The 23,035-nt window shown below is 43.1% G+C and carries 16 protein-coding genes; 8 read left to right on the top strand and 8 right to left on the bottom strand.

The genetic code is table 11. The annotated features are described in order from the left end of the window. Window positions 1–62 precede the first annotated feature (62 nt). Both GVN16_RS13900 and GVN16_RS13895 read right to left on the bottom strand, forming a co-directional pair. Window positions 63–1,421, bottom strand: a complete 1,359-nt coding sequence (locus GVN16_RS13900) for an amidohydrolase family protein (RefSeq protein ID WP_166564507.1) — start codon at window positions 1,419–1,421, stop codon at window positions 63–65. A gap of 108 nt (window positions 1,422–1,529) precedes the next feature. Further along, window positions 1,530–4,205 carry a PQQ-dependent sugar dehydrogenase gene (locus GVN16_RS13895; protein WP_166564506.1) on the bottom strand — a complete coding sequence of 892 codons (2,676 nt, stop codon included), beginning with the start codon at window positions 4,203–4,205 and terminating at the stop codon, window positions 1,530–1,532. A gap of 210 nt (window positions 4,206–4,415) precedes the next feature. Here GVN16_RS13895 and GVN16_RS13890 point away from each other — a divergent pair, with 210 nt between their 5' ends. The 3 genes from GVN16_RS13890 to GVN16_RS13880 all read left to right on the top strand — a co-directional run bounded on the left by GVN16_RS13890 (window position 4,416) and on the right by GVN16_RS13880 (window position 8,273). Beyond that, window positions 4,416–5,513: a sensor histidine kinase gene (locus GVN16_RS13890; protein WP_166564505.1), complete on the top strand. Its 1,098-nt coding sequence runs from the start codon at window positions 4,416–4,418 to the stop codon at window positions 5,511–5,513. Beyond that, on the top strand, window positions 5,494–6,264 hold the full coding sequence (locus GVN16_RS13885) for a LytTR family DNA-binding domain-containing protein (protein WP_166564504.1): 771 nt from the start codon (window positions 5,494–5,496) through the stop codon (window positions 6,262–6,264). The genes GVN16_RS13890 and GVN16_RS13885 overlap by 20 nt, the downstream gene beginning before the upstream one ends. A gap of 1,358 nt (window positions 6,265–7,622) precedes the next feature. Further along, window positions 7,623–8,273: a response regulator transcription factor gene (locus tag GVN16_RS13880; RefSeq protein ID WP_166564503.1), complete on the top strand. Its 651-nt coding sequence runs from the start codon at window positions 7,623–7,625 to the stop codon at window positions 8,271–8,273. Here GVN16_RS13880 and GVN16_RS13875 read toward each other — a convergent pair. Next, window positions 8,270–9,586 carry a 7TM diverse intracellular signaling domain-containing protein gene (locus GVN16_RS13875; RefSeq protein WP_166564502.1) on the bottom strand — a complete coding sequence of 439 codons (1,317 nt, stop codon included), beginning with the start codon at window positions 9,584–9,586 and terminating at the stop codon, window positions 8,270–8,272. The genes GVN16_RS13880 and GVN16_RS13875 overlap by 4 nt on opposite strands. A 201-nt stretch (window positions 9,587–9,787) precedes the next feature. Between GVN16_RS13875 and GVN16_RS13870 the strand changes: the two genes are divergently transcribed. Genes GVN16_RS13870 through GVN16_RS13850 form a run of 5 tightly spaced genes read left to right on the top strand, consistent with a single transcriptional unit; the run spans window position 9,788 to window position 14,459 of the window. Beyond that, window positions 9,788–10,756 carry a hypothetical protein gene (locus GVN16_RS13870; RefSeq protein WP_166564501.1) on the top strand — a complete coding sequence of 323 codons (969 nt, stop codon included), beginning with the start codon at window positions 9,788–9,790 and terminating at the stop codon, window positions 10,754–10,756. A gap of 25 nt (window positions 10,757–10,781) precedes the next feature. Beyond that, on the top strand, window positions 10,782–11,609 hold the full coding sequence (locus GVN16_RS13865) for a hypothetical protein (RefSeq protein WP_166564500.1): 828 nt from the start codon (window positions 10,782–10,784) through the stop codon (window positions 11,607–11,609). A 25-nt stretch (window positions 11,610–11,634) separates the two neighbouring features. Further along, the gene (locus tag GVN16_RS13860) at window positions 11,635–12,552 is read left to right on the top strand and encodes a hypothetical protein (protein WP_166564499.1); all 918 of its coding nucleotides are present in this window, start codon (window positions 11,635–11,637) and stop codon (window positions 12,550–12,552) included. A gap of 46 nt (window positions 12,553–12,598) precedes the next feature. After that, the gene (locus GVN16_RS13855; RefSeq protein WP_166564498.1) at window positions 12,599–13,351 is read left to right on the top strand and encodes a hypothetical protein; all 753 of its coding nucleotides are present in this window, start codon (window positions 12,599–12,601) and stop codon (window positions 13,349–13,351) included. A gap of 10 nt (window positions 13,352–13,361) precedes the next feature. Then, window positions 13,362–14,459, top strand: a complete 1,098-nt coding sequence (locus GVN16_RS13850; RefSeq protein ID WP_166564497.1) for an OmpA family protein — start codon at window positions 13,362–13,364, stop codon at window positions 14,457–14,459. 756 nt (window positions 14,460–15,215) lie between these two features. Here the strand turns inward: GVN16_RS13850 and GVN16_RS26005 are convergent. The 5 genes from GVN16_RS26005 to GVN16_RS13825 form a co-directional block, all read right to left on the bottom strand. Further along, a complete protein-coding gene (locus GVN16_RS26005) occupies window positions 15,216–18,962 on the bottom strand; it encodes a YecA family protein (protein WP_205748862.1) in 3,747 nt (1,248 codons plus the stop codon). A gap of 83 nt (window positions 18,963–19,045) precedes the next feature. Continuing rightward, a complete protein-coding gene (locus GVN16_RS13840; protein WP_166564496.1) occupies window positions 19,046–19,453 on the bottom strand; it encodes a hypothetical protein in 408 nt (135 codons plus the stop codon). Next, window positions 19,440–19,835 (bottom strand): hypothetical protein, encoded by a 396-nt coding sequence (locus tag GVN16_RS13835; protein WP_166564495.1) that lies wholly within the window; start codon window positions 19,833–19,835, stop codon window positions 19,440–19,442. The genes GVN16_RS13840 and GVN16_RS13835 overlap by 14 nt, the downstream gene beginning before the upstream one ends. A 402-nt stretch (window positions 19,836–20,237) precedes the next feature. Continuing rightward, on the bottom strand, window positions 20,238–20,666 hold the full coding sequence (locus tag GVN16_RS13830; protein WP_166564494.1) for a helix-turn-helix transcriptional regulator: 429 nt from the start codon (window positions 20,664–20,666) through the stop codon (window positions 20,238–20,240). Window positions 20,667–21,885: 1,219 nt separating this feature from the next. Beyond that, entirely contained in the window at window positions 21,886–23,025 is a 1,140-nt protein-coding gene (locus tag GVN16_RS13825) for a hypothetical protein (protein WP_166564493.1), read from the bottom strand. Between the last annotated feature and the right edge of the window lie 10 nt (window positions 23,026–23,035).

The following is a 23,035-nucleotide window of genomic DNA, read 5'->3' as shown; positions in this document are numbered from 1 at the left end:
CTTGTAAATCTAAAACCCTGATTTAGATTTACAAGGATAAATGACTTTTTCAGTGCTTGTTTTTAGTTCTTAACCAGTTTTATCAGAATATTATCAATGTCAGATTTGGTCAGCCAGCGGCCGTCCAGCATGACACCACTGATGGCACTCACGGCTTTGATGTCTTTTAATGGATTGGCATCCAGCAAAAGAAGGTCTGCCACCGCTCCGGCTTTGATGACACCCAGGTTATCCTGCTTAAGGAATTTGCCGACATTGACAGTGCCGGTGTAAAGGGCCTGGTATGGGGTAAGTCCTGATTCAACAAGGTAAGCCAGTTCGTGAGGGATTGAGAAGCCGGGTACACTGAAAACCTGCGGAGCATCTGAGCCGAGTAGCAGACCAACTCCCTGACGCTGCGATTCCAGGATGATTTTTCTTCTTACATCAATAAACTTCAGCACAGAAGCCGGGTGGTACCCGGGATTTTTCATCGTGTTTTCTTTGGCTCTAGCCCAGCCATCCAATACAGATTTACTCATATACTTCATTTCAGGAGCGGCGAGGAGGCTCTGCACCGAACGCGTCGGTGACTGCCAGTGCTCGGCCAGGGTCTGGGTAGGCACAAACCATACGTTATTATCTTTGACGATTTTCAAGGCTTCGTTCAGTTTCGACAGGTCGGCGTTATGGCCCACGTTTACGCAAAAAAGACCTGTTTCCTGCTCTGTAAGGGTATCCAGGCGTGGCAGCAGGTATTCAACCATTCCGTCGAGGTGGTCAATGGTGGCGTATCCGGCTTCGGCAGAGCGTTTCACACCCACACCGAAAGAGACGTGTCCGGCAAACGGCATGTTCTCTTCTTTCGCGGTTTTCACGATCGCCTCAAAATTCGCTTTGGTGATGCCGGGATGCATTTTCATGAAATCATAGCCTGCCTTCTTCTGATTTTTAACTTTTTCTATACCTTCCTCGGGTGTTTTGACACTTCCGCCGCTGAATGACGGTCCTGAGGTGTAGAGTCTTGGTCCGAGGATTTCCCCTGATTTTATTTTACTGCGGACTTCCAGGTGCAGCGGATGGCCCAACATGCTACGGATGGTCGTAACACCATTAGCCGCAAAAAGCAGGAGCACCTCTTTAATCGGTTCTATTTCATCCACAGGCGGCACATGGGCGTGCATTTCGGCCAGGCCGGGCATCAGGTATTTCCCTTTGGCATCAATCACCAGGGCATTTTTATCATAAATGACTTTCGGGCCGATGGCCGTAACGAAGCCGTTTTTAACCACCACGGTCTGGTTTTCCAGGACCGTTTCGGTGCTCATCGGAATAACAGCCACATTCTTCAGGACAATTTCCCTGGATCGGGAATCAACCGGGACCTGGGCCGCACCCAGCAGGGCAACAAGGAGAAAGAGGAGAGTGAATTGAAGTTTCATAAGTTCAGAATTTGATTGAATAGATATTTTAAAATCATGGCAATACTCAAAATGCAGGAACATCCGCGTTGAAATCAGGCGGATGTTCTGTGATTATTCTTAAGACGCTTATTCCACGAACCGGAACGACCTGATCCTGATCGCGTCGCCCGTAAAGACAAAATACAAGTCATTTACGCCTGAACCTGCCGGAACATCGATCAACATCTTGTCGGCGTATTCACCGGAGAATTTACCCAGCAGTTTACCCTCAGGCGAGCCCGCGTGTACCTCAATAGTGCCTGAAGGGGGCGTGGCCGGGGCTCTGCCCACTGATTTTACAATCTCGATCTGCCGGATGTCTGTCAGGTCGGTTGCCTTGAATTTCAGATAAGCACCCGGGTTTTTAACGAAGGCCACGGTGCTGTCATTGCTGAAACCGAATTCCTTAGCCTGGTCGGCAAAAGAAACCGGTACGAGCGGATGTCTTAGGACAACGGTCATTTCTGACGACTGGGCTGCAGCGGTTTTGGTGCCTTTGTCAGTATAGGCCGCTCTGAAAATGAAACTGCCTTCCGTGTTATCGCCTTTTGGAATTTCCGTGACGTAGCTGCCTTTCACCGGAAGTGTTTTGGCTGGTTTCGGGGCTTCTGCCAAACTCAGGATGTATTTCACCATAGACTTGACGTCGCTGTCGGCCAGGGTAGGGTGGGCAGGCATGGAGGCGTCGCCCCAGGTGCCTGAACCGCCGTTGACGATCTTCCTCGAAATGGTGTTGATGGCCGTCGTGTTACCTTTGTATTTGAGAGCAACATCCGTAAATGACGGCCCGAGCATCTTTTCTTTTACAGCGTGGCAGGCTTTGCAATCGCCTTTGTTGATCAGCGAAATCGCCGTGGCGTATTGGGCAGAGGCGTCGACACTCAGCTGTTTCTGGGCAATTTTGGTCAGGTTAAAACCTTCAGAAAGGTAGTTGGTACTGACCGAAACCTGGCCCGGTAATATCTTTTTATTGGCGAGGCTACCGTCTTCCTTGTCATTGACGGTAACTTCATAACCGATACTTTTTCCGGGGAAAAAGAAACTGGAGTTGCCTTTGGTGATGTCAAATCTGACCACCGGCGGCTCATTACCTGCTTTAATGACTACAGATTTGGTGTTTTTAGCTCCCATTTTATCTGTTACCGTCAAAGTGGCTTTGTAAGTGCCCGGCGTAGTGAAAGTGACCGAAGGATTGGCCTCTTTGATATTTTTAAACGCGGCACCGTTCCTGGTGATAGCCCAATTGTATTGCAGTACCTCGTCTTTGTCGAAATCTTTGGTGCCTTCAGAAGAAAAACTTACCTGCAAAGGAACAGCCCCGGCGGTTTTGCTCACAGCAGCTTCTACCTGTGGTTTGCGGTTGCCGCCATTGTATTCAATCCTGATCAGCTGGGCTTCGGGATTGTCTTTAAAGTAGCCGTTGCCATATTCAAGCACATATAAATCGCCCTCAGGGCCAAATTTCATGTCGATCGGGCCTTTCAGTTTCATGTCGGGAAGGAAACGCTCCATGCCTTTGTATTCGCCGTTTTCATCCATTTCCACCACGTTGATCCAGCCTCTAACCCAGTCGGTGATGAACCACTTGCCTTCATAGTAGTCAGGATACACACGCTTGGCTCCCTTAAAGTCGTCTTTGCGGAATACCGGCCCGCCCACAGCACTGTTGCCGCCGCTTTCCATCAGCGGGAACTCCTTGCTTACGGCTTTTGAATACCAGATAAATGCAGGAACAGTTTTAGGAAGTTCTTTCAGTCCTGAGCTGTTCGGAGAGTTATTGACCGGGTGTTCCGGATCAAAAGGTTTTCCTGACACTTTGGTCGCGAAGTCATAATCTACATAAGCTTTGTTATCGCCGACAAAATAAGGCCAGCCATAAAAGCCGGGGCCTTTGGCCCGGTTAAACTCGTCGTATGACTGCGGCCCTCTTTTTTCAAGATCATCCCTGGAGCCATCCGGACCCACTTCACCCCAATACAACCAGCCTGTTTTGGAATCGATCGTAGGACGCCACGGGTTGCGGTTGCCCATGGTATAGATCTCCGGCCTGGTTTGCGGTGTGCCCGGAGGAAACATATTGCCTTTAGGAATGGTATAAGAACCGTCGTTTTCAGGATGAATACGGAGAATCTTTCCTCTTAAGTCATTAGTATTGGGTGATGATTTCTGCGAATCCTGCGGTGATTTGCCCGGTCTGGTGTCCAGTGGGGCAAACCCGTCAGAGGCCCGTGAAAAAGTATTATCCCCGGTCGTCAGATACAGGTTCTTATCTTTGTCAAAGACCATCCCGCCGCCTACATGACAGCATTCTTTTCGCTGTACGACCACTTCCAGTAATACTTTCCTGGAGCTTTCCACCAGTTCCTTGCCATGCCATTCATATCTCACCAGCAGGTTTTTCGGGTCATCGCCAGCAAGGGAATAGTAAATATAAATCCAGTGGTTTTTGTCATAATCAGGGTCAAGGATGACCCCCTGCATACCGTCTTCGCCTTCACTGACTTCACCGGCATCATTTTTATATTTGGTGCTGACTTCAAATTCGGCCACGAGGCTCAGCTCGCCGGTTTTAGGGTCATACACTTTAATTTTCCCTTTTCTTTCGGCATAAAGCACGCGGCCGTCTTTCAGGATCTGAAACTGCATGGGTTCCTCGAGGCGTTGGGCCAGGACTACTTTGGTAAAACGGTTGCTTTCAGGTTTTTGACCAAACGAGTTAAAGGCTAAAACAGAAAATAAGAAGCAGATCGAAAAAAATCTCATGGCCATCGGTTTTCAAAGAATAATGTTTAACAGGATATTGATAATGATTACAGGGATAATACAACAAATGTAAATAAAAAAAAGGATTGTTTTTTTAGTCAAAGTGAACGTATAGCATCAATTGGCGGTATTAATCTGCCATAATTAAGGACTTGACACCAGGCATGGAAATAAATCACTTTTTTTGTAGCTTTGGTTTTGCAAAACATTATGCCGTCATTATTTAACCTGCTGTATACCAATCAAAAACTGAGACTGGGATTTACCCTGGCGGCGATTTATGTACCGGCCAGGATCTACATCAATGTCAACGAATACAGCTTCCTGATTGTACAGAAAAAGTTGCCGCTGTGGTTTATGGAACTGCTGGTAACGGTGATATTCTTTACGCTCTGGATTTATGTGATCGACTGGATACAGAGAAAGCTGACGGGAGAAGAACAACTGTTTGAACTCAGGTTTATTAACCAGTTGATTGCCCTGATCGCGGCGATGTTCCTGGCTACTGTTTTTAATTCCTTTTTCCATATTTTCTGGAACTGGATGGAGTCTACCTTTTATCCCGATATGATCAGGCCAAGCCAGGGCCGGGAAGCCCTGCTGGTGAAGCGGAGGTCGAATAACGGCATAACCGTGCTGGCTTTGATGGGGGCTTATTATCTGAGCATCAAAAACCAGGTACAGGAAAGATTAAAACAGGTTAATATCAACTCCGAACGTCTGGAAAAAGAAAACATCAGGGCCAACCTGCTGGCTTTGAAAAGCCAGGTAAGCCCGCATTTTTTGTTTAACAACCTGAGTGTGCTTTCATCCCTGGTAGAAACGAACCGCGAGAAGTCTGTTGAGTTTCTCCGCAGGCTTTCTGCTGCCTACCGCTATATCCTGGAGCAGGCTGATAATGAACAGATCAAGTTATCTGCAGAACTTGATTTCCTGGAAACCTACATGTATCTGCTGAATACGAGATTTGAGAATAAAATCCAGTTGCAGGTAAACCTGGATCAGGCTGAGATCAACCGGATTTATATTGTTCCGCTCACCCTTCAGCTCCTGGTAGAGAATGCCGTAAAACACAACAGGATGTCTGTGGAAAACCCGCTGATCATCAGGATATACATCGAAAACGAGGTGCTGGTGGTCAGTAACCTTCTGCAAAAAAGGAACCTGGAAGGGGCAACCACCGGACTGGGCTTAAATAACATCAGGGACCGCTACAGGCTGTCTATCAATAAAGAAGTGAAGGTTATCCAGGATCATAGTATTTTTAAAGTCGAAATCCCCCTCATGTATGAAAGTCCTCATCATTGAAGATGAATCCCTGAGTGCTCAAAGGTTACAAAAGCTGATCATCTCGTATGATCCGTCGATAACGGTCATCGGAATCATTGCCTCGGTTCGTGAAAGTGTACGTTATTTGCAAAATCCTCTGAATGACCAGCCGGACCTCATCTTTCTCGATATCCACCTGGAAGACGACCTGGGCTTTAAAATTATCGAACAGCAGAACCTGTTTATTCCCATTATTTTCACCACTGCTTTTAATGAATACATGCTGAGGGCTTTTAAAACCAACAGCGTGGATTACCTTCTTAAACCCATAGATCCGGGTGAGCTGGCCGGTTCCCTGGACAAATTCAGGAGATTGAACGAAGACAAAAAGACTTCCGGTGATCTGGCTAACCTGAAAGCATTATTATCCCAGCAAACCGCCCGGGAAGCTTACAAAGACCGTTTTATGATTTCTGCAGGACCTAAGCTTTTTAGCGTAAAAACCAGCGAAATTGCTTATTTCCTGATCGAACAAAAGGCTACGTTTTTTAAAACCTATGAAGGGAAACACTATGCCATGGATTACAGCCTGGACAAACTGTCTGTGATGCTTGATCCGGCCCGGTTTTTCCGGGTCAACAGGTCCATACTGGTTTCTCTCGACGCCATATCCTCAATTCACGCTATTTCTGCCTCAAAGCTCAAACTGGAGCTGGCCCCCTCGCTAAAAGAAGAAGTTTATGTCAGCATTGACCGCATCTCCGAGTTTAAGAACTGGCTGGGGAGGTGAGTAGTTTTGAATGCTTCAATGAATGAATGCTTCAATGATTGAATGACTGAATGACTGAATGATTGAATGCTAGTCTGAGCTCCACACGGGCGGGAGTGATTGAGTGTTTGAATTGTAGAGACGTTGCAGGCAACGTCTGGCATCGGAGTGGATGAGTTTAGCTAATGCATATCTTTCCTGCTCTTTAGATAATTGACTTCTTTCGCTTCCTATCTCTGTATCTACCGCGATACAATTGCCTCGCATGGTACGGAGAGATTAAATTAAGCATCAGAAAACCGTCATTCAGCGTGCTGATAAGGGCATTGGGCTAATTTTATTTTTTATTGTCATGTTTGTACTCAACTTTTGGGAAAGCGGAAGATGCCGGCGGTCAGAGACCGTGTAACACCGTCCGGTACGTCTGAGACACCGGGCAGCGGGGTAAATTGCGGCATGTCGCTTATTGGATCAGGAAATCAGTGTTAAGAAACAGATGAGTCATTTTTAGGGGCTTGTTAACTCTTCAACAGGAGAGTTAAAAGGTTAAAAGACACACTCCCCCAGTTTCTGGGGAGAGTGTTTTAAATCCGGAAGACTGACCAATCGGTTTTGAATAAGATATTAGTTTTTAACTCTCAGAGTAGGTTTTGAGGAGTTGACGATAAACACTCCCTTAGTTTCTGAGGAGAGTGTTTAGTTTTTTAAAGGGGGTACAGAATCATGTTTTTTCTTCGAATATCGTTTTCTTCGCTATACCTCTTCTCGCCTTACTTTTTTTTGAAAAAAAGTAACAAAAAAACATTCAAAATTATAACTCACAAATCCTAAAATTAAGTGCTTAGATTTTAGCATTGGGAATTTTAGGCTTTGCTCAAACAGAGAATTTTGGTATGGATGTTCATTAGTCTTTTATTCTTTTTCTTCGTCTTCCTCTTTGTTCGTTCGAGTCTCTTTATATTGTCAGTTTGAGCCCTCCCCATCCCTGTCAGTTCGAGCACAAACGGGAACGGGAGTTCGAAGTTTGACAGCGTAGCTGCCGAGAACCGTTATCACAAAGTCGTCGATTGGCTTCATGTATCCTTAATGAGCTTAACTTCTTAATGTTGATTTAATTCTCAGTTTTATTCAAACAGAGAATTTTTCACCGGGGTGGCGTTCCGCAGGATGGTTCATTAGTTTTTTATTCTTTTTCGTCGTCTTTGTCAGTTCTGGCTCAAAGTCAGCTTTCAATATCTAATTCAGGTCAGAATACCACGAATATGGTATGGGATTAAATTCAATTGTTTATTACATTTGATTGTAAGTTCAGATTGTTAATATTTAATCTTATTGCCGGTTCATCAGGAAAACCTTCTGCAGACCAGGCATACCCTCTCATGAATAATACACCGGCACACAGAATAATCATTTATGACGATAATGAAATGATGAGGGACAGCATCGCCAGTTTATTGGTTCTGGATGAAACCTTCGAAGTGTCGGCCTCCTTTCCCAATCCCAGGAATGTATTGAAAGACATAGAGCTTCTAAAACCCGCATTGATCCTGATGGATATTGATATGCCGGGCATCAATGGCGTAGAGGCCGTCAAAATCATACGTTCGGTGTTTTATGACCTGCCCGTCATCATGCTCACGGTTTTTGAAGACGATGACAATATCTATCAGTCCATCTGTGCCGGAGCTTCGGGCTATATCCTCAAAAAAACAAAACCCGACATGCTCATAGAAATGATCAAGGATGTTTTTGACGGCGGGGCCCCGATGACCAGCTCTGTAGCCAAAAAAATACTGCAGTTGTTTCCCAAAAACACCAGCATAGCGACCCATAATGATGAGAATCTGAGTAAGCGGGAAGTAGAATTATTACGATTGCTGGTGCTCGGGAAAAGCTACAAGATGATTGCCGGGGAGCTTTTTATCTCTATCGAAACGGTACGGACGCACATCAAGAAGATTTATAAAAAACTACAGGTCAACAGTGCTACAGAAGCAGTGTACAAAGCCATGGCCCATAAGATTGTCTAACCGGCCAGGGGAAAAGTATAAGTGATGGTGGTTCCCAGTGTCTTTCTGGAAATTATTTCACACGCTCCCCCGATTTCCTGCATGCGGTATTGCATGTTTCTCAACCCGTTTCCGGTCCACAAGTCCTGCTCCACTTCGAATCCGACACCGTCGTCTTTGATCGTAAGAATGAACTGCCCCGCCACGATTTCCAGACTGATGGTCACGTTTTTGGCGTGTGAGTATTTCAGAATGTTGTTGATGGCCTCTTTAAAAGCCAGCAAAATACTACGCCTTTGGAGGGAGGTCAGTTGCTTATGGGCTCCGCTCGTAAGCGGGGTGATGCTGTAAGCAATATCTGCCGACTCCAGGGTATAAGTCAACACCTCATACATCCGGGCGTTCAGGTCTTCGATTTTATCAACATCGGTTCGCAAACCCCAGACAATGTCACTCAGGGTGTGGTTCATTTTGTCTGACTGGTAAGTGATAAGATTAAGCAACCTTTCCACCTCTTTCGGGTTTTTCTGCAGCTGTTTTTCGGACAATACGCTCATGATCTGAATGCTGCTGAGTGTGCTGCCTACTTCGTCGTGCAGGTCGGCCGACAGCCTGCGGTGTTCTTCTTCAATGTTTTTCTGGTTTTCAATTTCCTTTAATAATATCTGCTTCTCCAGCCAGTTGGTCTTGTACTGAAGGGCATAGTTAAAATAGAATATTTCGACCAGCACACCAATGTAAGTAGGAAAATCGGTGTCATAGGAGGTGCCCATATAGCCGTTGGAAATAGACAACATAAAACTGCACAGATAGCCGACTGCCAGGACGGTGCAACCGATAAGGACATAACGGTAGAGTTTCAGTCTTTGCTGCCAGACTCTGAGAATAGGGTAAAGAATACCTAAAAATGAGATGAATAACAAGGGAATGATGATTCCCTGCGGCCATTGCGGGTACAGGCAGAAGAACACACCTGTGATGACCGAAATGAATAAATTGAAATAAACGAATATGATGATTTCCCTGGCAAACCTGGGAGCGGTGTCGGGAAGCTGGAGGTACTCGTAAATAAAAAGAAGGTAAAAGACATAAATGAGATAATTGACCGGCAGACCAAAAAAAGACCGCAGGTAATTAACCTCCCAGTCGGGAATGGGGTATAAGGTAAAGTAAAAGTTTACTGAAAAGTTAACGAACAGCAGCCACAAATATAAAGTGTAGTAAAAATACTCGCGGCGTTTGTGAATGCTCAACTGAACAATGCTGAATGCACATTGAAACAGCAATACACTCAGAAACGAAATCATAAAAAGGTGGGGAAGTGTCAATGTCATAGGATCTGGATCTATTTCATCCCCGAATCTACATAAAAAATCACCTTATTATGGTATTTACTCTTGTTTTTTTACGGCCCACCTTTGTAAAGTCATAGCCACCGGCAACACTTCAATGTATTCATCAAGCGGCTGAAAGCTACCGGCAGGCAACAAACCTTACTTATTTCCAACAAAAACAGATACTACAAAACCCAAAAAATGATGAAAAACCTCAAGTGCCTCCTTTTCCTGCTGCTGTGCCTGAATTACGGTGCATTCTCTCAGATTTCAAGAATCCCCGGTGCGGGCCAGGCCCTGACTGCCGGATGGGTAGAGATCTATGACCAGCCCGATTTCCAGGGAAATAAAAAGACTTATTATCCGGCAACGGCCTCTCCTGAATTTACGAATTCAACCCGCACATCCATCAAGGTGGCTCCCGGTTATGTGGCCATCGTCAAAAGTTGTGCGGAATTTAACCCTGAAGTAACGGTTTACGGACAAATTCCCAATTCCAATGCCAAAGGCATTTACAAGATATGCGGGGTGGAGGTGCAGAAAGCCAAGAGCATCAGTGTCGGTTTTAACGGAATTTCCTCTAATGTCCATAACAACGACTGTACTAAGTTTTATGGAAATGTGACCCTGAGGGTGCAGGAGAAAAAGGCGTCTGACGGAGAGATGATTCCCGGAGCCCATATCAATCGTGGTCATATTGCAGCTTACAACGGCTACTCTGCCCTGGTTTTTTCGAACCCTCCGCGAACCATCAGCAGGTTAACCAATTACGTGTTCAATAACAGCCCCGTCCCCGTCATCCTGGACCCGGTGATCTCCCCGCTTAGCAGAGGCAGGCAGTGGGAACAGTTCATTGTCAGCGAGAAAGCATTCAATGAAGGCCGGATTTTTATCCTCGTAGACACCGACCTGGGATCTGCCCACAAACAAAGTGATTTAGCCACTGATTTTACATGGAATGAAAAAATGAACGGGGCCAGAAGCGTCGTCATCAATCTCAACGATATACCAACCTATGCCAATGCCGCCCTGGGCCGCCAGCTGGTCGTGGGGCCGTATCTGACGACCGCAGGGGCTCCTGAGGGGGCAAACATCTTCGCTACCGGTGAGGTAGGTCGCCATAACATCAGGGTGCATTTCAGGGTCGATACCACTACACCGCTCAACTGATTTAGCCACTAAAACCAATACAAAAATGAAAACAACCGTCATTGTCTTTCTCGCCCTTTGTTTCTCAACAACTATGGTAAATGCCCAGCGTTGCGGCTGCTTTACAGATGAAAACGCCCCGGTCAACTACCTGCACGCCAGTGGTAAAACTACCGCTACCATCAATTTTAATGTGATTAACCTGGCCAACGGCATTGAAATAAGCCCAGAAGCGGAAAGGGAAGTCTGGTTTAAGTTTGTGAATACCCCCAATCTGAAACCCACCTGTAAGAACGTCTACCTCATCTCGGTTTATGACCAAACCGACAGGCGTTATGTACACGAACAGTCTTCCGAAACAGCCCCTCAGTTTTCTTATGCCTTTCCCAGGTCTGACAGGGCCTACAGGGTTACGCTTAAAGTAACTGCCGTTTCGAGGACAGACATTGACCCAGGTCTGATCAGGGACCAGGTATGTTACAGGGAAACGGTCATCAATGTCAGGCCAAAACCCCGTCAGTGTGATTGTGTGGCTGAGAATGGCATTAACAGTATCCTGGTGGCCGGGTCAGTTTCTGTCAGGAAAAGTCTGATCCAGGGGCAGAATGCTTATGTTTTAAATACCAACGTCTACAACAAATCAAAATGCAGCCTGGCAGTTGAATCCATCACGCTGATGGACGCAGTTTTAAACCCTGCCCTGGCTATAGGGCTCAGGGGAGAGGCTCCTTTCCAGGCCCAGTTTGAGACCGATAAGCCGATCGTTCCGAAGGTGGAAGGGAAGTTCAGGTCTGTGAGTATCGGGGTTAAATATTCGCTTAACGGCAAAACCTGCAGGCAGGATTTTGTGATGCAGTTTTCTGATAAAAAGTAAGCAGGGGTTTATAATAAATAATGCAATGAAAAATACTCTTTTAGTGATCCTGATGGCATGCTCTGTGATCAGTAAGGCACAAAGTTTTGTAGAGCTGGAAATCACGACAGGTGCTGACGACTTAGCCCACCGTGACTTTCAGAACGGCCTTGAGATACGCATCCTGATACAAGGCAAACCCGATGTCGTCATGCTGAATGCCAACGGCAGAGCGACCTGGCCTAATAATTCTGTACGCAGGATAAGGGTGGCACTGGATCAGACGACTATCGTTACTCAAATTAAAGAAATACAGCTTCACCGCAGGGCAGGGGCTTCTCTGAATAACCTGGAGGCTTCCGTAGCAGATAACTGGAATCTGCAAAAGCTGGTGGCCACAGCGAATATCGTGAGAGGTGGGAGTACCCTTATTTATAATATCGTTAATCAGCAAGGCACAGGCGGAAAGGCTTTGTTCCGGTTTGTGTATGAAAACAGGGGGCCTTCCGACGGACAGGAAAAGGGCTATTCAAAGTCTTTTGCCGTTGTTGCTCCCGTGCTTGTTTCGGGTTCGGAAACTTTGCCCACGATCACCCTGAAAGCCCTCTTTGGAACGGGCGGCGATGACCTCCGAGGAGGTGATGACAATGTGGACATGGTGATCAGGTACAGGAATTCGGCGGATGTCACGATGTTGTCTAACGTAAATAACGGCCGTAACTGGAGGAATTTTTCAACCACGAATTACCAGAAAATATTACCCCCGAATACCGACATCCATAACATTGAAAGTATTGACGTGCGGCACACCGGAGGAGGCGGTTTTGCTGCAGACAACTGGTACCTCGATAAGTTTAAAGTCACAATCGTGGTCAATGGCGTGGAAACGGTAATACTGGACAAAGAGGGTAAGCCGGTGCATCACTTTACCGGAGACACGAGAAAGAAGACCTTCAGGTTTTAGTCCCCGGTCAAAACACAAAGCTTTTAAATCATAAAAAAATCATACAATGAAACGAAGTATAATCATCATTTGCCTTGCACTGGCCATATTCTCCTGCAAAAAGAAAGGGGAGGATCCCGAACCACAGAAAATCTATTTAACGAAAGAGATCTTTCAGAGTACAGGCACCCGCACCTGGACTTACGATGAAAAGAACAATCTTACCGGGGTGGCATTTGCCAGCAGCAATGAAAGCAGCAACCCTTCATTTAGCTTCCTGGTGAAGGAACTGGATGCCAAAGGGCGTGTTACCGGGGCCGTCATTGATTACAAGGATGCCGCCAGGGCAGATCTGAAAATCAGGAATGTGTATAACAGCGAGGGTAAAATGGAATATGAAGAGGAAACTAACGTCAGCAACGGGGCAGTAACGTCCTCCTATACCTTCCAGTATACACCCACCCAGGTGACCGTTTCCTATAAAAACGGGGCCGGGGTGCTGCAGTTTTCAGATGTTTATACTTTATCGTCTGATGGTAATAATGTTGTGAAAAGAGAACGGTTCAACAGCAGCAACGTCCTTTCGTTCAGGGATGTTTACAGCGGGTTTGATGATAAAAAATCTGCCCAGTCTGCCTTTGTTCCGGGCTTTTCTGTGGCCGTCAACAGTGTCAATAATTTCACCACCGACACCTATACCAATGCCGCGGGGATCAGCACAGTTTATACTTACACTTATGAATACAACAGCGACGGTTATGCCGTCAAGCGTATTTCGGCCAGCGGGGCCGTCAGCGGTTATGAGTACATAAAAAAATAAAATGATGCATATGAAAAAGATGATCGTACTGATGGCCGTCTGCTTTTCTTTTAATGGCCTGGCCCAGTCGTCACTGGAAGAAGAACTGCAAACAGAAAATGAAACCGGTTTTGTGGCTGGTACGAGAAATATATTCACGGATAATTTTTCAAAAGATGCCGCAGGTGATTTCCCTGCCAGATGGAACAGCACAAAAAGCGGTGAAGTAAGAAAATTGAAAGGATTTGAAAACAGTTTCCTGAAAATCAGTGACGGGGCTGTGGTCAATCCCGAATTAACAAAACCGTTGCCTGAGCATTTCACGGTAGAGTTTGACCTCATCGTTCCGGGTGACGTGCCCATCCGGATGGCAAGCTTCGGATTTGGAACCAAGCCGTTTGTGATAAGTAACTTGCTGAGCCCGAAAGAGGGCGTGGTGTTTTCGTTTCACAGTACGAACAAGGGCATTGCTGACGGGTTGAAGTTCGGCACCAAAAACAATGGGAACAACAAGCCGGGTTTACAGTCTGTGGATTTTAAAACACCCCTGAACAAAGTCATCAAATGTGCCGTCACGGTCAACAAAACCAGGATAAGGCTGTATGTGGACGGCGTTAAGATGGTGGACATGCCTACGGCTTTCAATCCGTTGTTCCGCAATTCATTTTTCTTTTGTCCCAGCACGCATGGCAGTGCAGACAGCAAGCTTAATTATTTCTATATTTCCAATGTCGTGATAGCCGAAGCGGGCATCGACCACCGCAGCCAGGTCATCAAAGACCTGATGGAAAACGGGAGCGTCAGCACCACAGCCATCCAGTTTGCGACCAACAGCGATGTCATCACCCCCAACAGCATGGAGATCATCAGACAACTGGCTGACGGCCTGAAAGAAAACGCCACCATCAACCTGAAGATCGTCGGGCATACCGACAGCGACGGGGAAGAGGCAAAAAACCTGGTGCTAAGTAAAAAGAGAGCCGACGCCGTAAAAGCGAAACTGGTCAGTCTGGGCATCATCAGTGAGAGGATCAGGACGGAAGGTAAGGGCGAAAGCGAGCCCGTTGCCGACAACAAAACCCCTGAAGGCAAAGCACAAAACCGGCGAGTAGAGTTTATAAAGATTTAAGGGGGGCTGTTATGACGATATACTAGTTCCTAGATTTGCTTGTTCTTCGCGTACCCTTTTCTTCGCCTTACTTTTTTTCGAAAAAAAGTAACAAAAAAACATTCAAAATTCTAACTCACAAATCTAAAAATTAAGTGCTGAAAATTTAATATTGGGAATTTTTAGCTTTGCTCAAACAGAGAATTTTGGTTTGGATGTTCATTGGTTTTTTATTCTTTTTCGTCGTCTTTACTTTTCTTGGCAGAGAAAAAAGTAACCGGGCGGCGTTCCGTAAAAAAAGCCGCCGGTGCGACGTTTCGCAAAAATTCTAACTCACAAATCTGTAAATTAGGTACTAAACCTTTAACATTGGGAATTTACAGCTTTACTCAAACAGAGAATTTTTCACCGGTGCGGCGATCCGCTGGATAATTCACTCTTATTTATTTCTTTTATCGTCGATTGGCTTAATGTATTCTTAATGACCTTAACTTCTTAATGTTTATCATCAGGTCGCGAGTTACATCGGTCCAACGTAAAGTTACATCGGTCCAACGTAAAGTTACATCGCTCCAACGTAGAGTTACGCCGCTCCAACGTAAAGTTACATCGCTCCAACGTAGAGTTACGCCGCTCCAACGTAAGTTTACGTCGCTCCAACGTAAGTTTACATCGCTCGAACGTAGAATTACACTGCTCCGACCTTAGAGGTATTTTGAGGAATTATTACGATCTGGTCTATAGTAGAATGACGTATTAATTTAGTCAAAAAGGAGATTAGCATTCTTCTAATGCTCGAAGTCCCTTTTTTTTTAATTCACGGAAACTTAAAATTGGTAAAGCGATTTCTTCAGACCTAAGGTATCTAGTTGGTATTAATTCCGAAGTAATGATAAGTGATGTTACTGTTGGTTGTTCTTGTGCATTAACAAAATCTTTAACCTGATTTATATTTGCTTTTAGCCAATTGTCTCTTTCTTCATGTTTTGCTATCTTTTTTTTCTGTCCTGGTCTTCCAATATAGTCATCCATTTCATTTTTCATTTGATGAATATTTCTAGCTTGTTCGGTTCTTTTACACTCTATATTATAAACTTGATTTGATATAGTGTCATACGCCATGATATCACAATCTCCATAGTCTTTATCCGCATTAAAATGACCGCCAGGTTTAATAGTTAGCTCATAATCCCACACAAGTAAAGTTGTGTTATCTTTTATCCATTTTAGAACATCATTTCTGAATTTTTTTCCATTTACTCTATTAATTTCTCCAAGAAGGCTTTTTATTTTTGATCCGCTATCAGATAGTCTTCCGGAATTCAGGAGGTAATGGAGACTATTGCCTGCCGAGATGCAATGTCTCATTCCCCAGAAATAACCTCTGCCTTCTTCAGTTTCTAATACAATAAAAGGTTTTCTTGCATAGCTAAATTCTCTATTATACTTCCAAGGGAAATAATCTACATTGGTATATCCGTTGCCGTCACTTATTACTCCCTCTCTATATTTAAAACTGAGCTTTTTCAATCCAGCTTCAAGTTGATTTAATGGAATACCAATTTTGTTGAGTTTAGTAATCAACTCAGTCTCTAGCATAGAAATTACTGAACTCCCTTGAGCTGTCGCTTCTTCGGCAGCCCATAAGCAAATCGCCGTTAGATCGTCGTACTTAACACCCCAATCATGCAAAAAAGCTTCATTTACTTTTTCAAAATAGGTGTCTGTACCTTCGTTTTCCTTTAACGGAGTGCTGTAAATATCAAATTGACTTGAAAATATTTCTAATTGCGTTTCTATATTTTCGATTATGTTGTCTTGCTGGAACGGCTGTAACTTGTCATCATAAAACTCTTTTGATATTCCGATTCTGCCTGAAGGTAATAAAACTATTTCAGGATCATCCATTCCGAAATGAAGAGTGTCGCTAAGCATTCCGTAATTAATAATTATATTCATTATTGTCAATAGCTCATCCAGGTGATCAAAACTTGGCTTGCGTTTACCGGTAGCTGGATTTAGAACAATGAACTCAATTAGACATCTTGTCGATATGGATGAATGAAGAAGGTTTTTTTCTTTTTTGAAAATTTTTTTCAATATCTCCTGATTATTCCCAAAACAATGAATTTGTGCAGACGTTTTTAGTTTGCTATACTTACTATCTTGAATTAAACTTTCATTTACACACATCAAATCTCTTAAAAGACTATTGTTGTCAAATTCGCTCAATCTTGATACTAGATGACGGACAAGACTTGTAACAACCTTATTGCAAAACCTTTTCTTTTCATCAACAGATTCAAAATTTTTCGAAATTGGTCTCGGTACATCTATTATATCTGGCAAATTATCAAGCAATAAGTTTACTTCTGCATCGCTAATGTAGAGTGGCGGTAAAAGCCATCGAGTATCTAGTTGCATATCTCTACGGGTATCAAAAATCAGGATCATTTTTGCTTGTCCGAGGGGCATATAAGCGTTTAGGCTTTCTTCAATAAAGCTATCAGGAATATTTAAATTTGGAATAGAATTGAATCCTCTGAGGATTTCACTCATCAAAATTCTCTCTCCAGAATTGTCTCCACCAATGAACAATTTTTGAATGACTTTTGGTACCTTATATGTTAAAGTATAGTTTGAAAAAGAGCTTACCATCTTAAAATCAAAAGGCTCCTTTGAATCCACTAGATTAAATGAAAAAGCATCAAAAATTATATCTTCAAACTCGAGTACAATATTAAGTAACGGTGAAATCAGGTTGAGTTTCTTACCTAATGCAGGCTGTACTTTATCCAACCAAAAGCACACAGCGTCGACTGTAAATTCAACAAAACCAACATCGTTTTCACTCTTAGCTTGGAAGTTTTGAATCCATATGGGACAATCATAAGATTTTAATAATAATTCAAATGGGACATGATTAAAAATAGGTTTATAAATTGGAGCATGATCTCCGTATCTTCGTACAGATTGAAATCCAAAAAATCCATTAATTAGACTTAAAACTCCATGTAGGTCAGAATTTATCTTTGCTTGACGAACAAAATTAGCTCCACTGCCAGGTGTAATTGAAAGAAAATTAAAGTTGGCTTGATCTGAAAGGTAAAATGATTCTCCGTTGTTCTTATAGGTGGCGTAAGCATCAATTGATGAGAGTGAAAGTATTTTTATTTTTTTAGATGTAGATTCATACACTTTACCGTACTTCCACAAGTCAAATTTTCCCAATTCACCTGAGTATGCTAAATGTAAGAAATCAAATACATTAAATGATACTCTCTGTTCTTCCTCTAGAGGATCATTAACTTCAAGTACAGCCACGCCGCCCATTGTATTTGTTAGAACTAAAGTAAGAAATTGGCATTCACTTAGTTCTTTTTTGAGTTTGGTTATCACATCATCAATTCTCTCATTTAGAAAGGCCTCATTCAGCAGATCTTCGTTTTCTTCTTCGAACCATTCATAAACATTTTTTAGTTCATTGGGATAAACATAACAAACATAGCAAAGCATATTCTCTGTCAATTCGAAAACGCCTTCTTTGATACAAATATTATTTTTCTCTTCTGGCAAAGTTATACTCGTTAAAAACCATCCCATTTTTTCACAGGCTGACCAAATATCCATCCAAGTCCGTTGTTGACATAAGTTTCGCAAAATGTCTCGCACATTATATTTCTTTGCGGTCTGTAGAATGTATCCATTAATTGCTGACATCTGACAAGATGGGAGTATCATAAAATACTTTTCATCAAAGTTAACAAGGGGTTTAAAAAGTAACGGAGATAAATAGGATTGGTCGTGTAAAAATTCTGAAGCATTAGGGTCAATCACAAAATGATCGATTGTTTGAGGATTAATATTATTTTCCTCGCAAATGTCTAATATCTCATCTTTTGTGAAATGAAGATGTAACAACGGTTTTTGGGTTCTTAGTTTACTTTCATAGTTTTCTACAAATAGATTACGATCTAATTTAGCTTTATCAAACAAAACCGCTCCCAAGTTGAGGATCAAAGCTACTCCTTCATAAATTTCATTTTTAAATTCTTTAGAAAAATCGTTTTTACTCTTAAATATGCTTTCAGATAAATTAGTGAAGATTTCTACTGAGTAAGAATTGATTCCAGGCATTACAATATAATTTCCTCCAACGAATTGAACATTGTCAGTAAATAAATCTTCAGGAGCATCCTCCTCAAAATCTCTAGGGTAATTTTTAATTATTGAATTTAAATCATTTATGTTTCCTGAATTTCCATGTCTTAGATTTTTTACGGCTTCAATTGCCATTTTTTCTATTCTGCAATTTTTACCATAGTTTTCTGGAATCAGTTGGAGAGAGGTAATTGAATCAAGAATGTGTCCTGATTCATGATTTTTAAGGTATTCAGTAAATTTTGATTGTCCTGTGTTTTCAATTTTATATTTATATCCATTTCCAAGAATATCGATACAACATTTTTTGAATTTCTTGCCACTTCCACAAGGACATGGATCATTTCTTTCAACTTTACTCATATGCTAGGCAATAAAAAACACTGAATCACAATAAATTAAAAAACTAATATGAAGATGCAAAGGGTTATTCCTTTAATTAGGGTTTAGATCAATTTGTCAATATTCTTTAAAATGCCTTTTACTCTAGAAACGATTAATTTTGCATCAGTCATTGAAAGTTGGTCTTGGGGACTCTTAAATACCCCTCCCACATTTTCTGGATATAAGTATTTATTTCTGTTGCTTGACAAAAGCATCGAAACAGTCGCAATACTTTGACAGGTAACATACTTACAGTGCCTTGAGTTTGTTACAAATGCATTAATCTTTTTTAAATGGCCTTTAGGAATATGTAGGCCATAATGTGAATTAAATGCTCCACCAAGGCTTTCAAAAGCATGATATGCTTTAAAGCCGATAACTTCTTGAAGATTGCTTCCATTGTTGATGAGGTGGTCGCAACTCTTGATATACCTCTTAGCTATTTCTAAATATATTTCATCTTCTTTCATAGATCAAAACTCCATTTTTAAGTTTATAAAGTATATCATTGTTTTGTTGTAAAATCAACTTAGGAATAGGAATTATATTTGGCATTGATCCGAATTCAAGGTAAAAATCTGCAAATGCTTGTGCTACCCTCAAAACAGGTGTAAAAGTCTTTCGAAATTCTCCCACAACATAAACGTCAAAGTGATCCCTTTTTTGAATGTCATAAGTTTTTCCATATCTGTCCAGAATTTTTATAATTATGAATTGGACAGAGTTTGATTTCAACGGAGCTTTACCTCCATAAATTTCTTTAGAAAGCCATTTAAAAGAATTAATAAAGTCATCATTAATATCTTCGACAGGTTTTGTGTTTCTCTTTATATAACTGACATAATCTGACATCTTTATCTAATTAATTGAGATAGAAAACATTATATGTAAATCTAGAATAAAAAAATCACATTATACGAAAAGGCTTGGTAATTTTTAAATTGGTGAAAGCAATGGAGTATCTACAATTTTTAAGTGTGCGTTTTAAAATTGTTTTTAAACTTTATAAACAAAAAAGCAGGGTTATCCGGATTTCCTTTTCAACGCATATAGAGAGTGGTATTTTTTGAAATCACTTATTTCGTCTTTACCCTTTTATAATAGTTGCAGGTTATAGTAATTTCAAATTTTCCTCCTAACTTTGTAACACACAGACCTGCTAAAGCCTCTTTCTGTCACAGAAACGTAAGCAGGTAAAGAAAAAGGGAATCCTCACCAGACTCCCTTTTTTATTAGCATAATATGAATATCTTACTATTTCTCCCCCAACAACCTTTCCAGCAAAGCCACCTTCTCCCTTTCGCTCGCCAGTAAACGTTCGTAAAGCTTTTTGTTTTCTTCCACGGCTTCCATCCACTTTTCAACGGGGTTGACATTGATTGTCGGGTATAGATTCATCCCACTTGACTGATCGTGGGTATTAAAAGTATTCGAAATAATATTAATCACTTGCTCTTCATCAAAGTTCTTAAATGCGTCTACCGGTATTTTGAGTACGTCTGATACTTGTTGCAGGATGGATTGCTCTACGATCTCTTTTTGTTCGAGGATAGAGACTTTCTTCTGGTTCCACTCGTCGCCGAGTTCAAAGGCCAGGGCTTCCTGTTTGATCCCGAGCATCTCACGGAAACGTTTGATATTACGGCCTTCATGAATGCGGAATGGTTTTGTTGTATGTGTCATATTTGTTGTTTGTTTTTTTGGTCCAAGGTATAAAATTGGTTGCAATTTAGCAATTATCGAATGGAAATGTAGCTAGGTATTTTAGCAATGTATTTGCCTTACTTTTTTTTGGCTGAAAAAAAGTAACCGGGCGGCGTTCCGCAAAAAAGCAGCAAAAATTCTAACTCACAAATCTGTAAATTAGATGCTAAATTTTTAACATTGGGAATTTACAGCTTTGCTCAGACAGAGAATTTTTTCAATGGATAATTCACTCTTATTTATTTCTTTTATCGTCGATTAGCTTAATGTATTCTTAATGAGCTTAACTTCTTAATGTTGATTTAATTCTAAGCTTTACTCAAACAGAGAATTTTGGTTCGGGCGGCGATCCGCTGGATGTTCATTAGTTTGTCAGTTCGAGCACAAATGAGAACGCGAGTTCGAAGTTTGCCAGCGTAGCTGCCGAGAACCGTTATCAGACATGCACAGGATTAGTGCACAACTTTCCTACTGAAATGTTGGCTTGGGTTACCTCTCGACTCCGCTCGAGGTGACATAAGTGCATGTCAGTTTGGACTCCTCTATCTTGTCAGTTTGAGCGTCCCCCGTTGTCAGTTCGAGCATAACCTGTCCCGACCCTTCGGGAAATGAGAACGCGAGTTCGAAGTTTGCCAGCGTAGCTGCCGAGAACCGTTATCACAAGGTTTCTATTTTGTGCTGAACTTTTAACGTTGGGGCATGCTTCTCGACTACCGCTACCATTGACGTTTTTCCATAATCTTACTATAGATTCATTATTATCCCGGAGGCCCGCCCGACCTGACGGTCAAGTCGGGCGGGGATCAAATATCTGTAATAAAACAACTCCTGCACCTGATCTAATCCCAGAGGGATTTAATATGTCTGAGAAAGAGCTTACACAAATATTCCATCCCTCCGGGATGCTAATTCATAGTTGAAGTCACTTTTTACAGATATTTTGTCCCTCTGGGACATCCAGAATGGCCAACATCGATTACTGAACGGCACTATATATTGTTTTTTTACAGCGTAAAATTATTCCTCGAGGTGATGCCTTCGTGGCAATCTCCTGCGACGAAGTATCGTCGATTAACTTCATGTCTTCTTAATGGCCTTTACTTCTTAATGGTTTTTTGTATTGAACGCAGAGGCCGGAAAACAAAGCATCCCCGTAAAACCTGGTGAGGCTTACGGGGATGTATGGTACAGATTGTTTTTATTTACCGATGACCAGCAGGGTGATGCCGCCGGTGACTTCGCCGGTGACTTTGTTGGTGGAGATGATCTCGAAACCGGCCATGTCGCCTTTTTTCAGTCCCATGTCAGGGATCTGGAATTTGAGCGGGGTCATGGTGTTTTCAAGGTTCATTTCACGAGGGGCCGCCAGCTCTTTTCTGAACTGCGATGATTTGGCCTTACCGGAATTGATGGCTTCAAAAACGCCTTTCATGCGGGCATGCATCCGTTTTTGTTCGTCGAGACCGAACTTGCCTTCGCCGTTGAACTCGATGTGGGTGGAGCCGTTTCTGACTTCCATCTTGCCCGTCCTGATTTTTTCAGCAAAACCGAACTTGAACTTGCCGATGAACGGCGTGAACTTCTCTCCTTCAAGGATGTTGAAATCAGCGGCCGAAGGGTGCCTGATGGCCAGTACGGCCTCGCGGCTCAGCGGGCGGAGTTCGATGCCCATTTGTCCGACAGGCATGTGCAGCAGATTGATGATCATCTGGCTGGCCTGGGCGGCGATGTTGAGGTTTTGCTGGCCGATGTGACGGTCTTCCCTCGGGTCGAGCTTGGTGGTGTGCACCGGGATGTCGAGCGGGGAGAAGGAAAACACCCTCGCAAACAGGCATTTGTGGCCTGCGTCAGAGGCCGGTACGGTATAAGGGATGCTGACCTCGGCCGAACCGTAGCAGTCGACCCAGGTGGAGGCCATACCGAGTTTGCGGGCAAATCGGGTGTCGAAACCCAGGCTTGGGGTAACGAGGTAAAACTCCACATTGGCCGAAGGCACCATCAGATCGCCGCGGTTGTGCACCACACACCTGATGCTGTAGGCTTTTCCGGCCTCGAGTTCGGTGGTGTAGGAGTTCAGCGACGAGACCGGGGCCACCCGGACATCGGGCGATCTCCAGTAGGCCACATTCAGACCCGGACGGGAGCCGTTGTCGGAATCATACGAGCGGATATAAAGAAAGGAACTGTCTTTGAATTCACGTGGTGGTTTGCGTTCTTTTACCGGCGATCTTCTCATTTCCCCGGCGAGGGCTTGTTTCAGCCGCGGGCCTTTTTCTTCCCGCTGCTTTTGAAGCTGCCTGATGTATTCGTTGGCTTTTTTCAGATTTTCAAGTGACATAGCTGTAATG

Origin of the sequence: Emticicia sp. CRIBPO (genome assembly GCF_009905725.1) — a bacterium.
Classification (GTDB): Bacteria; Bacteroidota; Bacteroidia; order Cytophagales; family Spirosomataceae; genus Leadbetterella.
This window is presented reverse-complemented; position numbering and strand designations above follow the sequence as displayed.

Coding starts and splice junctions, on each gene's coding strand:
- GVN16_RS13900 (WP_166564507.1), bottom strand. CDS start 1,421: ATGAAACTTCAATTCACTCTCCTCTTTCTCCTTGTTGCCCTGCTGGGT.
- GVN16_RS13895 (WP_166564506.1), bottom strand. CDS start 4,205: ATGAGATTTTTTTCGATCTGCTTCTTATTTTCTGTTTTAGCCTTTAAC.
- GVN16_RS13890 (WP_166564505.1), top strand. CDS start 4,416: ATGCCGTCATTATTTAACCTGCTGTATACCAATCAAAAACTGAGACTG.
- GVN16_RS13885 (WP_166564504.1), top strand. CDS start 5,494: ATGAAAGTCCTCATCATTGAAGATGAATCCCTGAGTGCTCAAAGGTTA.
- GVN16_RS13880 (WP_166564503.1), top strand. CDS start 7,623: ATGAATAATACACCGGCACACAGAATAATCATTTATGACGATAATGAA.
- GVN16_RS13875 (WP_166564502.1), bottom strand. CDS start 9,586: ATGACATTGACACTTCCCCACCTTTTTATGATTTCGTTTCTGAGTGTA.
- GVN16_RS13870 (WP_166564501.1), top strand. CDS start 9,788: ATGATGAAAAACCTCAAGTGCCTCCTTTTCCTGCTGCTGTGCCTGAAT.
- GVN16_RS13865 (WP_166564500.1), top strand. CDS start 10,782: ATGAAAACAACCGTCATTGTCTTTCTCGCCCTTTGTTTCTCAACAACT.
- GVN16_RS13860 (WP_166564499.1), top strand. CDS start 11,635: ATGAAAAATACTCTTTTAGTGATCCTGATGGCATGCTCTGTGATCAGT.
- GVN16_RS13855 (WP_166564498.1), top strand. CDS start 12,599: ATGAAACGAAGTATAATCATCATTTGCCTTGCACTGGCCATATTCTCC.
- GVN16_RS13850 (WP_166564497.1), top strand. CDS start 13,362: ATGAAAAAGATGATCGTACTGATGGCCGTCTGCTTTTCTTTTAATGGC.
- GVN16_RS26005 (WP_205748862.1), bottom strand. CDS start 18,962: ATGAGTAAAGTTGAAAGAAATGATCCATGTCCTTGTGGAAGTGGCAAG.
- GVN16_RS13840 (WP_166564496.1), bottom strand. CDS start 19,453: ATGAAAGAAGATGAAATATATTTAGAAATAGCTAAGAGGTATATCAAG.
- GVN16_RS13835 (WP_166564495.1), bottom strand. CDS start 19,835: ATGTCAGATTATGTCAGTTATATAAAGAGAAACACAAAACCTGTCGAA.
- GVN16_RS13830 (WP_166564494.1), bottom strand. CDS start 20,666: ATGACACATACAACAAAACCATTCCGCATTCATGAAGGCCGTAATATC.
- GVN16_RS13825 (WP_166564493.1), bottom strand. CDS start 23,025: ATGTCACTTGAAAATCTGAAAAAAGCCAACGAATACATCAGGCAGCTT.